The sequence below is a fragment of the Mesonia mobilis DSM 19841 genome (assembly GCF_000423405.1).
Lineage (GTDB): Bacteria > Bacteroidota > Bacteroidia > Flavobacteriales > Flavobacteriaceae > Mesonia > Mesonia mobilis.
In genome coordinates, this window is record NZ_AUHX01000011.1 from 65,850 (window position 1) to 80,698 (window position 14,849).

Annotated in this window: 13 protein-coding genes; 5 read left to right on the forward strand and 8 right to left on the reverse strand. The window is 35.9% G+C overall.

Translation table 11 applies throughout. The annotated features are described in order from the left end of the window. The first annotated feature begins 150 nt into the window (after positions 1-150). From G551_RS0109445 to ctlX, 3 genes are all read left to right on the forward strand, one after another. On the forward strand, positions 151-1,437 hold the full coding sequence (locus G551_RS0109445; protein ID WP_027885350.1) for a citrate synthase: 1,287 nt from the start codon (positions 151-153) through the stop codon (positions 1,435-1,437). Between the two features lie 73 nt (positions 1,438-1,510). Continuing rightward, complete coding sequence (locus G551_RS0109450; RefSeq protein WP_027885351.1) at positions 1,511-2,425, forward strand: dimethylarginine dimethylaminohydrolase family protein; 915 nt, start codon at positions 1,511-1,513, stop codon at positions 2,423-2,425. Positions 2,426-2,593: 168 nt separating this feature from the next. After that, the gene (gene ctlX, locus G551_RS0109460; RefSeq protein WP_027885352.1) at positions 2,594-3,532 is read left to right on the forward strand and encodes a citrulline utilization hydrolase CtlX; all 939 of its coding nucleotides are present in this window, start codon (positions 2,594-2,596) and stop codon (positions 3,530-3,532) included. 154 nt (positions 3,533-3,686) lie between these two features. Here the strand turns inward: ctlX and G551_RS0109465 are convergent, their stop codons facing one another. Genes G551_RS0109465 through G551_RS0109475 form a run of 3 tightly spaced genes read right to left on the reverse strand, consistent with a single transcriptional unit; the run spans position 3,687 to position 7,712 of the window. Beyond that, complete coding sequence (locus G551_RS0109465) at positions 3,687-5,168, reverse strand: BCCT family transporter (RefSeq protein WP_027885353.1); 1,482 nt, start codon at positions 5,166-5,168, stop codon at positions 3,687-3,689. 12 nt (positions 5,169-5,180) lie between these two features. Further along, complete coding sequence (locus G551_RS0109470; protein ID WP_027885354.1) at positions 5,181-6,269, reverse strand: serine hydrolase domain-containing protein; 1,089 nt, start codon at positions 6,267-6,269, stop codon at positions 5,181-5,183. Positions 6,270-6,278: 9 nt separating this feature from the next. Beyond that, entirely contained in the window at positions 6,279-7,712 is a 1,434-nt protein-coding gene (locus G551_RS0109475; protein ID WP_027885355.1) for an SDR family oxidoreductase, read from the reverse strand. 69 nt (positions 7,713-7,781) lie between these two features. Here G551_RS0109475 and G551_RS0109480 point away from each other — a divergent pair, with 69 nt between their 5' ends. Next, complete coding sequence (locus G551_RS0109480) at positions 7,782-7,985, forward strand: DUF3185 family protein (protein WP_027885356.1); 204 nt, start codon at positions 7,782-7,784, stop codon at positions 7,983-7,985. 1 nt (position 7,986) lies between these two features. Here G551_RS0109480 and G551_RS0109485 read toward each other — a convergent pair whose 3' ends face one another. From G551_RS0109485 to G551_RS15635, 3 genes are all read right to left on the reverse strand, one after another. Then, positions 7,987-8,619: a MarC family protein gene (locus tag G551_RS0109485; RefSeq protein WP_027885357.1), complete on the reverse strand. Its 633-nt coding sequence runs from the start codon at positions 8,617-8,619 to the stop codon at positions 7,987-7,989. A 197-nt stretch (positions 8,620-8,816) separates the two neighbouring features. Beyond that, positions 8,817-9,239, reverse strand: coding sequence for a hypothetical protein (locus G551_RS0109490; protein ID WP_027885358.1), 423 nt, complete (start codon positions 9,237-9,239; stop codon positions 8,817-8,819). Between the two features lie 8 nt (positions 9,240-9,247). Next, entirely contained in the window at positions 9,248-9,697 is a 450-nt protein-coding gene (locus G551_RS15635) for a thioredoxin family protein (RefSeq protein WP_051191350.1), read from the reverse strand. 143 nt (positions 9,698-9,840) lie between these two features. Between G551_RS15635 and argS the strand changes: the two genes are divergently transcribed. After that, positions 9,841-11,616, forward strand: coding sequence for an arginine--tRNA ligase (gene argS, locus G551_RS0109500; RefSeq protein ID WP_027885359.1), 1,776 nt, complete (start codon positions 9,841-9,843; stop codon positions 11,614-11,616). Positions 11,617-11,623: 7 nt separating this feature from the next. Here the strand turns inward: argS and G551_RS0109505 are convergent, their stop codons facing one another. Beyond that, positions 11,624-13,930, reverse strand: coding sequence for a TonB-dependent receptor plug domain-containing protein (locus G551_RS0109505; protein WP_027885360.1), 2,307 nt, complete (start codon positions 13,928-13,930; stop codon positions 11,624-11,626). Continuing rightward, entirely contained in the window at positions 13,923-14,822 is a 900-nt protein-coding gene (locus tag G551_RS0109510; protein ID WP_027885361.1) for a FecR family protein, read from the reverse strand. Before G551_RS0109510 ends, G551_RS0109505 begins: the two co-directional genes overlap by 8 nt. Positions 14,823-14,849: the final 27 nt, after the last annotated feature.

Sequence of the window (14,849 nt, forward strand, 5' to 3'; positions counted from 1 at the left end):
TCAACAACAACTATTAATTACTAAAACCTTTTCGGTAATAAGAATTTTCTATCAAATTAATCAAAATTATAAAGGCTTCTTAACGGCTATTTAACACTAAATTTTGTAAATTAGCGACACTTTAAATTAAAAAATTCAATAATAAATAACATGTCAAAAACAGCTACGATAGAACTTGACGGGAAAAAGTACGAATTTCCTGTTACAGAAGGTACAGAAGGCGAAAAAGCGATTCAAATTAAATCTTTAAGAGGTGACACTGGAGGACTTATTACTTTAGATCCTGGTTTTAAAAATACAGGTTCTTGTGAAAGTGCCATTACATTTTTAAATGGTGAAGAAGGAATCTTAAGGTATAGAGGTTATTCTATTGAAGATTTAGCTGAAAAAGCAAGCTTTTTAGAAGTAGCATACTTATTAATTTTTGGCGAGCTTCCAACGCAGGAGCAATTAGATAAATTTTACGGAGATATTAAAGATGAATCTCACGTAGATGAAGAGATGAAGAAAATCTTAGATGGTTTTCCAAAGTCTGCTCACCCAATGGGAGTGCTTTCATCATTAACAAGTGCATTAATTGCATTTAACCCAAGCTCTGTAAACGTAGATTCTGAAGAAGATATGTACAAAGCGATCGTGAAATTATTAGCTAAATTTCCGGTATTAGTAGCTTGGACGTTAAGAAAAAGAAACAGCAAGCCATTAGACTATGGTGATAGTTCTTTAGATTATGTAGATAACATCTTAAAAATGATGTTTAAAAAGCCAAATGAAGAGTACAAGGTTAATCCTGTAGTTTCTGCTGCTTTAAATAAATTATTAATTCTTCATGCAGATCACGAACAAAACTGTTCTACCTCTACGGTAAGAATAGTTGGTTCTTCTCACGCCGGTTTATTTGCTTCTATTTCTGCAGGTATTTCTGCACTTTGGGGTCCACTTCACGGTGGTGCTAACCAAGCAGTGATCGAAATGCTGGAAGGTATTAAAGAAGACGGTGGTGATACTAAAAAATATATGGCGAAAGCTAAAGACAAAGAAGATCCGTTTAGATTAATGGGCTTCGGTCACCGTGTGTATAAAAACTTCGATCCTCGTGCTAAGATCATCAAAAAATCTGCAGACGAAGTATTAGGAGATTTAGGTGTACAAGATCCGGTATTAGATATCGCTAAAGGATTAGAAAAAGAAGCTTTAGAAGACGATTACTTCGTAAAAAGAAAGCTATACCCGAACGTAGATTTCTATTCTGGTATTATTTACAGAGCATTAGGTATCCCAACAGAAATGTTTACTGTAATGTTCGCTTTAGGTAGATTACCAGGTTGGATCGCACAGTGGAGAGAAATGAGATTGAAAAAAGAACCAATTGGTCGTCCACGTCAGGTGTATACGGGTGAAAACCTTAGAGATTTTAAAGATATCGAAAATAGATAATCATTTCATTATCAAATTTGTAAAAGCTTCATAGAAATATGGAGCTTTTTTTATATTTGCCAAAAAAATAAAAATGCTTTCACTACATATCACTAATGAGACCAATCGGCTTAAAGCCGTAGTTTTAGGTCTTGCCAGAAACATAGGTGATCAACCTAGTATCGAAGATACTTACGATCCCAAATCTTTAGAACATTTAAAAGCCGGGACCTATCCAGAAGAGCAAGATATGGTCAAAGAAATTAAAGCGGTAGAAGAGGTTTTAAAGAAATATAATGTTGAAGTTTACCGCCCAAAAGTTATCGAAAACTATAATCAGATCTTTTCAAGAGATATTGGTTTTGTGATCGAAGATAAATTTATTATCGCGAATATTTTACCCGATCGTGAACGCGAGATTGAAGCCATTCAGCATATAATCGATTTGGTGCCTAAAGAGAATGTAATTCGTTTTCCTGAAGAAGCGCACGTCGAAGGTGGCGATGTCATGCCGCACGGCGATTACATTTTTGTGGGTACGTATCGAGGTGAAGATTATCCAGATTTTATCACGGCAAGAACCAATACGCAAGCAGTAAAAGCACTTGCTGAATTATTTCCAGATAAAACTGTAAAGTCGTTTAACCTTCGAAAATCGAATACCGATGCTAAAAATAATGCGTTGCATTTAGATTGTTGTTTTCAGCCGGTTGGGAAAGACAAAGCGATCATTCATAAAAACGGATTTTTAGAGGAAGAAGAATACGAGTGGTTGGTAAATTACTTCGGAAAAGAAAACGTCTTTGAAATTACCAAAGCAGAAATGTACAATATGAACAGTAACATTTTTTCAATTTCTCCGGAAGTAGTGATTTCTGAAAAGAATTTTACACGATTAAACGCTTGGCTTCGTGAAAACGGAATCACGGTAGAAGAAGTTCCTTATGCAGAAATTGCTAAGCAAGAAGGTTTATTGCGTTGCTCTACTTTACCGTTAATTCGGGAGTAAGCGCGTCAAGGATTGAGCGGCGTGTTTGAGCTCTTTTTTGTCACCTTGAGTTTCGGAGAAATTTTTAGTGACAAAAAAAGCGAGTAGCGAAAGCCTGCCCGGACGCCCAAATAAAAAAAACATCAGTTCTAACAGAGTCAAGAACGAATTATTGCAAAAAGAAAAAGAATGAAACAGATTACAGATAGTATTTTAATGATTAGACCTGTAGCCTTCAGAATGAATGAAGAGACGGCAGTGAATAATTATTTTCAGAAAAATATTGATGGAAACGTAGACGAGATCACGCAAAAAGCACAACAAGAGTTTGACGATTTTGCTGCTAAACTTCGCAAGGTTGGTGTAAATGTAGTTGTGGTAGATGATGTTGCTGAAAACAATACGCCAGATTCTATTTTCCCGAACAACTGGGTTTCTTTTCACGAGACAGGAGATATCGCTTTGTACCCGATGTTTGCTGAAAACCGAAGAAGAGAACGTCGTGAAGATATTTTACAACGTTTAGAAGAAGAAGGTTTTGAGATCAAAAATGTGATCGATTATACCGCTGCAGAAGAGGAAAAGATTTTCTTAGAAGGAACGGGAAGTTTGCTATTAGACCGTTCGAACGAAAAAGCATATTGCGCCCTTTCTGAACGCGCCGATGAAGATTTGCTGATCGAGTTTTGTGAAGATTTTGAGTATATGCCGATAATTTTTGAAGCCAACCAAACCGTGAATGGTGAGCGTAAAGCAATTTACCATACCAACGTGATGATGTGTTTAGCTGAAGAATTCGCGGTAATTTGTCTAGATACGATCGACGATAAAAAGCAACGCAAAGCGGTGATCAATAGTTTAAAAGAAGATGGTAAAGAAATCATCACGATCACAGAAGAGCAAATGCACGAATTTGCGGGTAATATGTTGCAAGTACAAGGTGCTTTTAATAAAAAGTATTTGGTAATGAGTGAACGTGCTCACCAAAGTTTAACAGCAGGCCAAGTTGCCAAAATCGAGAAACACTGTGAGATTTTAAGCAGTAGTCTGCAAACCATCGAAACCCTTGGTGGTGGAAGCGCGCGTTGTATGCTTGCGGAAGTGTTCTTACCGAAAACCAAAAAATAAAAAGTTCCTTCCCTTTCAAGGAAAGGTGGCTTCTGTAGCTTTAGCGAAAGAAGTCGGAAGGATAAAATAACGTCATGCTGAACTTGATTCAGCATCGCATCCTGATTTTATTCTAAACCTCACAGGCTTTAAAACTTGTGAGGTTTTTTATTGGTTACTTCGAACTCCGGAAATCTTTTACTAACCGAATTCCGATTAGAACACTCAGCAATGCAAAGGGAAGTGAAGTCACAATCAAGAGTTTTTGCATTGCAGTAAGAACATTAATTTCTGGAGTAAAACTACCTAAAAGTAAAATGGCTTCCGTAAAAATAAACATGAGTATAGCCCAAATTAAGCGATGCGTTTTCTTTGGGTTTTGTTTTCCCTTATCAGTAAACATACTCAGTACATAAATTGCAGAATCTACCGAAGTAATTAAAAAGCCAATTAACAAAACAATCGTTAAAATAGAAGTTACGGTAGATAGTGGATACGCTTTTAGAAATACAAATATGGAAGTGAATACATTGTCAAATTCACCTTGATAACTGCTCATTTGTTCAATAAGCTGAAATGAGGAAGTCCCAAAAACACTAAACCAAAAGAAACTCCCAAATGACGGAATGAAAATAGCTCCTAAAATCATTTGCCGAATGCTTCTTCCTTTAGAAATTCTGGCGATGAAAATACCGGTGAATGGTGCCCAAGCTAACCAGAATGCCCAATAATAAAGCGTCCAATCGGTAAGAAATTGTTTACCGGGATTGTAATTTCCTAGAGCTAAACTTAAGGGAAGAAAATCGATGATGTATCGATACGTTGCAATTCCGAAATTTTTAAGGATTTGTAACATATCATTTTGTAGGAAAATGAAGAGTAACAACAGAAAAGTAAGTGCGATATTCCAATTTGAAATTTTCTGAATTCCTTTATGAATGCCGCGATAAGCAGAAATAAATCCGAAGAGAAAAATGATAAATGTAAACAGATAAGCAAAAGCATAATCATTTTCGGTTTCGAGTAAATAGGTGAGTCCGCCCTCGATTTGTTCGGTTCCTAAACTAATAGCGGCAACAATTCCGATCACGGTCGTTAAGATGGTTAATAGATCAGCGCCTTTTATAAGTTTACTTCCTTCAAATTGCGGAAAAGTATTGCTGAGTAACATCGATTTTTTCCGTACAAATAAATAATAACCAATTACCAGGGCGAAGAACACATAAAATGCCCAAGCGGTAAATCCCCATTGATAAAAAGTATATTCCAGCGCAACTACTTCCGCAGAAGCATTTGTCGAGATTGGCGGATGTTGTTGCATAAACACCGGTTCTTGCACGGCTCGTAATAAAATGCCGGCACCCATTCCTGCGCTATACAACATCGCAATCCAAGATAATGTGTTGTATTCGGGTTTGCTTCCGCCTAATTTTATCTTTCCGAAGGGAGTAAAAGCTAAGATCAATAGAAATAAAACACAGCCTAAGCCTAACCACAAATAAAAACTTCCGAAGAGATCTCTAATGGTGATCGAGTAAGTTTCAATAGTATTGTAAAAACTTTCCGGAGCAATAAAAATAAAGCTTGAAAAAGCTAGAATAAAAATGATAGATAGCGCTAGTAAAGCGTTGTCTTTTATGAGTCTAAAAATTTTAATAAGTAAAGTTGTTTAATTATAAATAGCTGAAATCTTTTCCCAAAGAATATTATCAAAACCTGAAGGTCCTAAAGTTGAATTTTCTGCTTCTGGTCCTAATCTTACAATGACCAAACCTTCACTGGGAACCACGTAAAGCTTTTTATCGTTGGCACCTAAACCGGCAATTAAATCGTCGGGCGCGTTAGGGATAAGTTTCCCTTGAAAAGTTGCAGTACTTTGTGGTAATTTATAAGAAGATTTTCCGTTGAGCCACCATAAAAAACCATAAGCAGGATTCAGGTTTTGCGAAGTAGTCGTCATTTCTTCAAAATAAGTTTCATCGATTAAAGCTTCATTTTCCCAACGACCCTTGTTTAAATTTAGTAACCCGAATCTTGCCATACTTCTAGCATTACTGAAATAAATATCATTGTAGGCTATCGATACCCAATTTCCGTTCATTCCTATTTTATTTTTCAAATGCTCTTCAAAATAGCCGTCAAAATTGTTAGTGGTCGCTTCTTCTAAAACGGGTTTTAAAAGTGTGTAAAAGGCATTGTGATAATACCAAAACTCACCGGGTTCATTTAAGTAAGTTAGACATTCAGGATCGTAGCACATTGTATTTTCAACGCTATAATCTCCGCCGGCAGTCATCGTAAGTTGGTTCCAAATCGTGATCGCATTTTCTTGTGCGGGAGTCATAGAGGTCCAGTTTTTACTCAAATAGGTTGAAGTAGCATCTTGAATAGTTAATAAACCGTCTTGTTGAGCTTGACCAATTAAAAATGAAATAAGGGTTTTGCCTGCCGAGTTCCAAGGATGAAGTGTATTTTGATTAGTATCTGAAAAATATTCTTCGATCACAATCTTACCGTCTTTTAGAATAATAAATGCTTCTGTGTTATTTTCTGCTAGATAAGTGATCAATGCATCTATTTCATCTTCATTCCAATTTAATTGAGCTGATGTGGTAGTTTCCCAATCATTACTGGCTATTGGCGGAAAGTACATTTCTGTTGATGGCGTTGGCTCTTCGGGAGTATTTTCATCTGAATTATCGCAGCTAATTAGAAAAGTTAGGAGGAAAGCTGTAAAAATGAATCGAGATATTTTCATAGGTATTGGTTATTTATCGGCAGATGCAATTTCATCTAACATACCTTTAAAGATAAAAAAATGAAACGGAAGCATACTATACCAATAGGCTCTTCCTGCAATTCCTCTAGGTCTAAAAGTTGCCGTTTGATGTACAATACCCTCATCATCGATACAAAACTCTAACCAAGCCTCACCAGGTACACGCATTTCTGCAAAAAGCAAGAGTCGCTTTTTTTCTTTATCGGCTAGTAAAACGCGCCAAAAATCAAGCGAATCTCCTGTATTTATTTTATTGCTGTGTGTTCTACCACGACGCAAACCTACGCCACCAAAAAGTTTATCGAGAAAACCTCTAAACTTCCAAAGCGTATCGGCATAATACCAACCGTTTTGACCACCAATACTCCAAATTTTTTCTAACGAAACTTCCGGATCTTCTGCTTTTTGTTGCTGAACATCACGCAAACATCCGTGTTTAGGAACTTGAATGTATTTGTTAAGGTCTTTTTGTTTGTATCTTCCGCTAGATTTTGAATCTTTCCAGCTAGAAACTACTTGATTTTGTTCTATTTTATCGAAAGCCATTTTGATTGCTTCTTCGTAAGAAATAGGTTCAATATTCAGCATTTCTTGCAATCTTGTATCTTTAGAAATTACTTCAACCGTCATACTATCCACCAAATTCACGGCAAGTTTATACGAAGTAGAGGTTACAAAATATAGCCAGTAAGAAGATAGTCTGGGCGTCATAAACGGGACGCCGATAATGTGAAGTTTTAAACCTCTAATTTTAGAGTATTGAAGCATCATTTTTTTGTAAGTCAATACTTCGGGACCACCAATATCAAAAGCTTCATCATAGCATTTTTCGTTCCCCAAAACACCGGTTAAATATTGCAAGACATTTCTAATGGCAATGGGTTGGGTTTTGGTATTTACCCAACGCGGCGTGATCATAAACGGCAGTTTTTCACACAGATCTCTAATAATTTCAAAAGAAGAACTCCCGGAACCTACAACGATGCCGGCTTGTAAACAGGTAAGATGAAAATTACCTTCTTGCAAAATTTTCCCAACTTTCTCGCGCGAGCTTAAATGTTTAGAGCTTTCTTTTTCGTTAACCATTCCGGTAAGAAAGATCACTTGTTTGGCATTGACGGGCTCTAAATATTTGTTGAAGTTTTCTGCGGCCTGAGCTTCTTTTTCATCAAAATCTTTGGTAGAAGTCGTCATCGAATGTATTAAATAATACGCGGCATCAATATCGGTAGGAAGTTTATTGGGTTGTACTTCTTCCAAAAAATCGATCTCTACAATTTCAATCTCTTTTTTTACCTCAGGATCTACCGAGAGGCGATCGGCACTTCTTACGGCGCAAACCACTTGATGGCCTTGTTCTAAGAGTAAAGGCAGTAAACGCATTCCAATATATCCGTTAGCACCAGTAAGAAGAATTTTCATGAGTCAATTTTTCAAGAAAATTACAATTAAATACTTAACTTTCGGTGCTTTTTAAGATGGGTTTATAAAATGAAAAATACATTAAAGATTGTTTTACTATTAGTTGGCGCTGTTTTAATTGGCTACGGGATTTACACCTTACTCTTTCCTCATATTTCTTTAGAAAACGGAACCGAAAAAGTAATTGCTGAAAGCGATAGCACTCAATCTTTTGCGATGATCTGTCTAGGAATTCTGTCTTTAGTCTGTGGAATTGCTTTTAGAAAACGATAGTTTACCTAAACGCAACTCCTAAAACCGTCATTACCGAAGAACTGATGTACTCGATCCCGATGGCAATTACAATAAAACCAATAATTCTAGAAATTGCGTTGATACCGGAAGCTCCTAACCATTTTACAATAAACGGAGCACTTCTTAACACCAAAAATGTCGCGAAACAAACGGTTAGAATAGAAAGTACAATGACGAGTTGATCTATAAAAACACTGTATTCTTCATTTAAACCAATTAAAAACGAAATAGATCCAGGGCCGGCTAACATCGGGATCGCAAGCGGAGTTAAAGCTACTCCTTCTCGTTGGTAAGCATCATTTTTTACTTTTTCACGATCCATTCCTTTGTGTTTGTTGAAGGTTCCCGTTAGTAACGCAAAACCGGAAGATACGATAATAAGTCCGCCGGCAATGCGAAGCGATTCGATACTAATTCCGAAGAAATTCAGAATATATTTTCCGGTGAAAAAAGCGATCAATAAAATCACAAAAATATTGATAGCCGTAAAAATTGAAGTGCGCGATTTCTCGGCATTGCTGTCTTCTTTGGTGAGTCCCACAAAAATAGGAACCGTTCCTAATGGATTGATTACAGAAAATAAAGCCGCAAAAACATAGATAAATAAGTCCATTCTTTTTTGCCGCAAATGTGATTTTTAAAATCTAGATGAATGTGAGCAATTCTTTAAATGAATGTTTGCTGAAAGTTAAAAGTGATTTTATAGAAAGTGAATTTATCATCCTGCAAGGTTTTAAAAACCTTGTAGGTTTAGAAGTTTTAATAATATTACCTACAAGGTCAAAGAGACCTTGCAGGAAATGCGATAGTCTAAGGATGCGAAGAAGAGCTCCAATGCTTAGCTTTAAAATCGAGTACTTTTTTCATGAAGTTGTGAGTACTTTTGCTGTCGGCTTTCACCTTTATAAAATATTGATCTCGATAAATAGAATATTCTTCAGCTTTGCCTTTATAAAGTTTGAGTTTGTAATATGGGATCACCAAAGCGTAGGTTTCTAACAATGATCTAAAAGTAACCAAAATCCCATCGGGTCGCATTTCGATATTACACGTATTGGTATATTTATCTAGAATTAACAGGTTATGAATTTCGATACTTGTTGAGGTAATAAAAAGTTTATTAGAGCCGATTCCTTTCATCTTAAAACGTTCGATGAGCGAAAAAGGTTTGCCTACTTCAGCATTAATTTTTTCGCGACGTTCGGGATTATTGTAAGAAACGTTAATGAGCATAACTAAAATTATTCAGTATAAACTTTACCTAAATTTATTAATTGTATCGGACTTTTATACCCCGAAACCTGGTTTAAAATTCTGCCGTTGCCACCATCTAGAAAAAGCAGTGTTGGGTAACTGCGAAGCCCAATACTTTTAGCAATTTTTTTGCCTTCACCTTTTTCTGCATTTAGCGCTAAGCTTACATATTCATCGTTATAAAATTGTCCGACTTTTTTGTCTTTAAGCGTATTTTTCTTTAGTGATTTACAAACGCCGCACCAATCGGCATAAAGATAAACAAATACCAGTTTCTCTTCCGTTTTCGCCTTTTGCAGAGCTTCTTCATAATTCCCGTTATAAAAATCGATTCCTTTTTTAGTGGTGTTTTCTTCCGAAGAAAATAAACCTAAATAAAAGATAATTCCACTAAAAAGAATGATTTTACTTATGAAAGTGGAAGGGAACAAATGCATTTTAAGTTTGATTTTGAATAAAGATAAGTCTTAATTTTAGGTCTAGCAAATGCTTAAAATTCAAATAAAACAGGAAAGCTACTAAGGATGTTAGTCAGCTTTAAATTTTAAATTATCTTTGCGGTTCAAAATTTTTTGAGGAGATGACAATTCAAGACACATTAGCAGAAAAAGTTAAAGAAGCCGTACAACACCTTCACGAGGTTTCATTAGAAAATGTAGAATTTCAAGCTACGCGCAAAGAGTTTGAAGGCGATATAACCGTGGTGGTTTTCCCGATGTTGCGACAAGTAAAAACCAATCCTGTGCAATTGGGTGAGAATATCGGAAAATACTTAGAAGAACATGTAGAGGAAGTTGCCGGTTTTAATGTGGTAAAAGGCTTTTTAAATATTGTTTTGAGCGATGCCTATTTCTTAAAGTTTTTCAATTTAATAAAAGACGATAAGCATTATGGTAGTGTCGCTACCAACGAGCAATCTCCAAAAATTATGGTTGAATATTCTTCGCCAAATACCAATAAACCGCTGCATTTAGGGCATATTCGAAATAACTTATTAGGTTATTCTGTTGCTGAAATATTGAAAGTTGCGGGGAATACGGTTTACAAAACCCAGATCATTAACGACCGCGGAATTCATATTTGTAAAAGTATGTTGGCGTGGCAAAAATTTGGGCAACACGAAACGCCAGATTCTACCGGATTAAAAGGTGATAAACTGGTTGGGAATTATTACGTAAAATTCGATAAAGAATATAAAACCCAAATTGCCGAATTACAAAAGCAGGGAATTTCTGAAGAACAAGCCAAAAAAGAAGCTCCGTTATTATTAGAAGCTCAAAAAATGTTGCAACAATGGGAAGCAGGAGATGAAGAGATCGTTGCACTTTGGGAAAAAATGAACCAATGGGTTTATGATGGTTTTGAAGAAACTTATGCGGCACTTGGAGTAGATTTCGATAAAAATTATTACGAAAGCAATACCTATTTATTAGGAAAAGAAGTGGTAAACGACGGACTTGAAAAAGGCGTTTTTTACCGAAAAGAAGATGGTAGCGTTTGGATAGATCTAACCGATGAAGGCTTAGATGAAAAGATCGTTTTACGTGCCGATGGTACCGCAGTTTATATGACGCAAGATATCGGGACGGCCATTCAGCGTGTAGAAGATTATGCGATCAACGGAATGGTTTATACCGTTGGTAACGAGCAAGACTATCACTTTAAAGTGTTGTTTTTGATCTTGAAAAAACTAGGTTTTGATTGGGCGAACCATTTATATCATTTAAGCTACGGAATGGTAGATTTACCTAGCGGAAAAATGAAAAGCCGTGAAGGAACCGTGGTTGATGCCGATGATTTGATTGAAGAAATGACCAAAACCGCTCAAGAAATTTCTGAAGAATTAGGGAAACTTGACGGTTATACCGAAGAAGAGAAACAAGAGCTTTACAAAACGATTGGTTTAGGAGCTTTAAAATATTACATTTTAAAAGTAGATCCGAAAAAACGAATTTTATTCAACCCTGAGGAATCGGTAGACTTTCAAGGAAATACCGGTCCGTTTATTCAATATACTTATGCGAGAATTCGTTCGATTTTAAGAAAAGCAGATTTTAATCACGCTACAGATCTTACGAATTATAAATTGCACGAGAAAGAGCGTGAATTGGTAAAATTACTTCAGCAATATCCAGAAATTATTCAGCAGGCAGCAGAGCAACACAGCCCGGCGTTAATCGCTAATTATAGCTACGATTTAGTGAAAGAATTTAATTCATTCTACCAGAACGTAAGTATTTTGGGCGCAGAAGTTGAAGAAGAAAAAGTGTTTAGAGTACAACTTTCTGAAGCCGTTGCGAATACCATTCAAAATGGTTTCAATCTATTAGGAATAGGCGTTCCAGAACGTATGTAAGATAAATTTAGAACTTAACCCTAAACACAAAGTTTGGGGTTAAGCCTAAAGCTTTTTGCTCTACCAAATAAATTTGATTGTTATCATTTTGGCGGTAATACGAATTAATAATATTCTCACGGTCTAACAAATTCCAAATTGAAAGACCCGCGTAAGCCAACAATTTCTTCTGAATTTTAAATTCCTGACTTACCGAAATATCTACCCGCATATAATCTTTTAAATTATTGCTGTTTATCGGTTCATAATCAAACTGGTTATTCGCTAAACCATTGGCAGAAATTGGCGTAAAAGGTTTTCCGGTTCGCCAAATAAGTCCGCCGGAAGCTTTAAAATTTTTATAGCTATACGAGGTCGCAAAAGTAAAAGAGTTCACGATCTCGAAGTTATTCGGAATTTCGTTAACCGAGAGATCATCGAAAAAATAATCATTATCGGTAAGTGAATAGCTTAAGCGTGCATCAAAATTTCTAAATTTTTTATTTAGAAGAATATCTAAACCCACAATTCTATAATCGCCAATAATTTGCGCGTATTCATATTGATTTTGAAATCCTTGACTTTGAGATGAAATGCCTTCTACCTTTTTTACATACGATTCAATGCTTGCCAACCAATTATTTTTTTGATAGTTAACACCGATCGAAGCCTGTCTACTTTTAGTGATCGGGAAATTTAATTGATCTGCGAGTTGCCATTTTCGATTTTCAATCCCCAGAAAATCATTCTGAAAATTTACGATCTGCGATAAATATTGACTTTTTAATTCACCCAACACTTCCACAGAAAAGTTCTTTAGAAATTGCTGATTAAAACTAAGTCTCGGTTCGGCTAAAAGAATATCAAAATCATTAAAATAGTTAATTCTAGCGCCAAGATGAACCAAGGTTTTTCGAGAAGAACTTTGGTAACGTAAACTAGAAAATAAATTATTCACGTTTAGTCGATTTTCAATAAGATCTTCGTTGGTGATTTCTTCATCGGCTTCAGCATCTCTACTGGTGGTAGAAGAAAATTCGTAACCGGAGTTGAGTTCAAAACGTTCGTTTAACTTCCATTTAGAGCTAATTTTAAAAGCCGTTTCTGCCAAATTATTTTCCTGTTCAAAAAATGTGTTGGTATTGAGAATGCGGTTGGTAGAATTTAAATGATAATTAGAATGAAATAATTGAAGTTGAGTTGAAAAGTTTTCAGTCCAATTTCTTTTGTAAAAAGCGCCCATTCCCAAACTGTTTTGCGAAAGCGTACTCTCTTTGGTTTCCATAGAATTTTGATTGAATTCTTCCGCAGTAAAACTCAATTCATTCGCAATAGAAAAATAATTTAGGCGCAATAGATCTTTTTCTGAAAGTTGATATAACCATCGAAAACTAACATCAGAAAATCTAAAGTCTTCTTCTGTATTTATTGCATTTTGATTGGTATTGGCAATTTCTGTATTTTGAAAAGCTCTGTCGTAATATTGCAAATAAGTTGGCGTAATAAAAGCGCCGTTAATGGAAGTTCTCGCTGCAATTTGTATCGACGATTTTTTATCTAAGGGCGTATCGATAAATGCATCGGCACTTAAAAAAGTGAGACCGACTTCTGCTTCAAAATCATCATTTAATTTTTTTGCTGAAGAAAGCTCGATCACACTCGAAACGCTATTACCGTGAGTAGCCGGAGTTCCGTTTTTATATAAACTCACCGTATGGTTTTGATGCGGGTTAATGGCTGAAATTAATCCGAAAAAATGCCCCGATTGGTACAGACGAATCCCGTCCCATAAAATTAAATTTTGGTCGTTGGTGCCGCCACGAATATTAATGTTCGAAACTTTCTCATTCACACTTTCAACCCCGGGAAGCGCTTGAATGGTTTGGAAAGCATCATTTTCTATAAGTCCCGGGATAATGCCAATTTCATCAAAATTAATTTTAAAACTTCCGTCTTTAATTTTAGAAACCCCTTTGGCAATAACGTTGGTGAGAATTACTTCGTCGAGTTCTTCTACCGTAATTTTTTCAGGTTTTTGTTCAACAGGAATGGGAACATCGACAATAATTTGATGTTCACCAATGAGGGTAAATTTAAAGCCGGTTTTTTCTTGTAAAAAAGCGATCGTTTCGGTCACTGAAAGCATATTGGGCGGTTCAGGAACTTCGATGTTTTTTAGATCTTCATCGGCGTAAGAAAATGTATATGCAGAATGACTTTCGAGTATTTGTAATAATTCTGTGAGCGAAAAAGTGTTCTGGCTTTCTTCTTGTGAAAAAAGCTGATGGCAAAAAGCAATAAGAAATATAAAAATGAAGTAGCTTTTTTTACTCACGCTCTACAATGCTTACAGAACTGCCTTCGATTTTGTACGTTAAGTGAAAAGGAATCGTGATTGCCTTCAACGCTTGATCTAAATTGTCATGTACAAAACTTCCGGTAAAGGTTCGATGAGCATCAAAAGTAAGGTTTTTTGCTTGAATTTGAATGTCGTATTGGCGCTCTAATTCATTTAACACCTCTTTTAGCGGAGTACTGGTAAAACTGCTTTTTCCTTGCGTCCAAGAAGGAGTAGTGGCAGAAATATTTTCAACTAAACTTTGATTGTTTATTTGTCTAAATTCTTTACCTGCCGGGAGTAAAACCGTTTCTTTTTCAGTTTTAACTTCCACTAAACCTTCGTAGCAAGTTACTACAAATAAATTGTCGCGTTGTTTTACATTAAACTGAGTTCCTTTAACGCTTACAGAACCTAAAGCAGTTTCTACGGTAAATTTTTCACCTTTTGCTACTTTAAAAAAGGCTTCGCCGTCTAAAGCAATAAAACGATGATCTTCCCAAGCATCTTCGTTGAACGATAAATGTGAACCTGCGTTGAGGTTGATTAATGAATTGTCTGGAAGTGTAATTTTTTCTGTTGAAGCAATTTCTGTCGTAAACTCTTGGGTAGAGTTAGTGAAAAACATCGTGTAACTTAAAAAAGCCATTATTAAAATTGCGGCTATTTTACCAACTACACTCAGCCAATTAATAGCTTGATGTTTTTGTTGTGCTTCTTTAATTTTCTCATAAGTGGCGTTAGCGTCAAAAGTTGGCGCTTTAAAATAGGTAGAAGCTTCAGCGATTTTTTGATAATCTTTAAAGGCATCTAATTGCTCAAGCTCTCGTTGCTCTTCTGCAGAAAGCTCGCCATCTAACCATTTTTGTATGAGTTTTTCTTCTTTCATCTTCGTGTGCTCTACCTTTAAAACAAG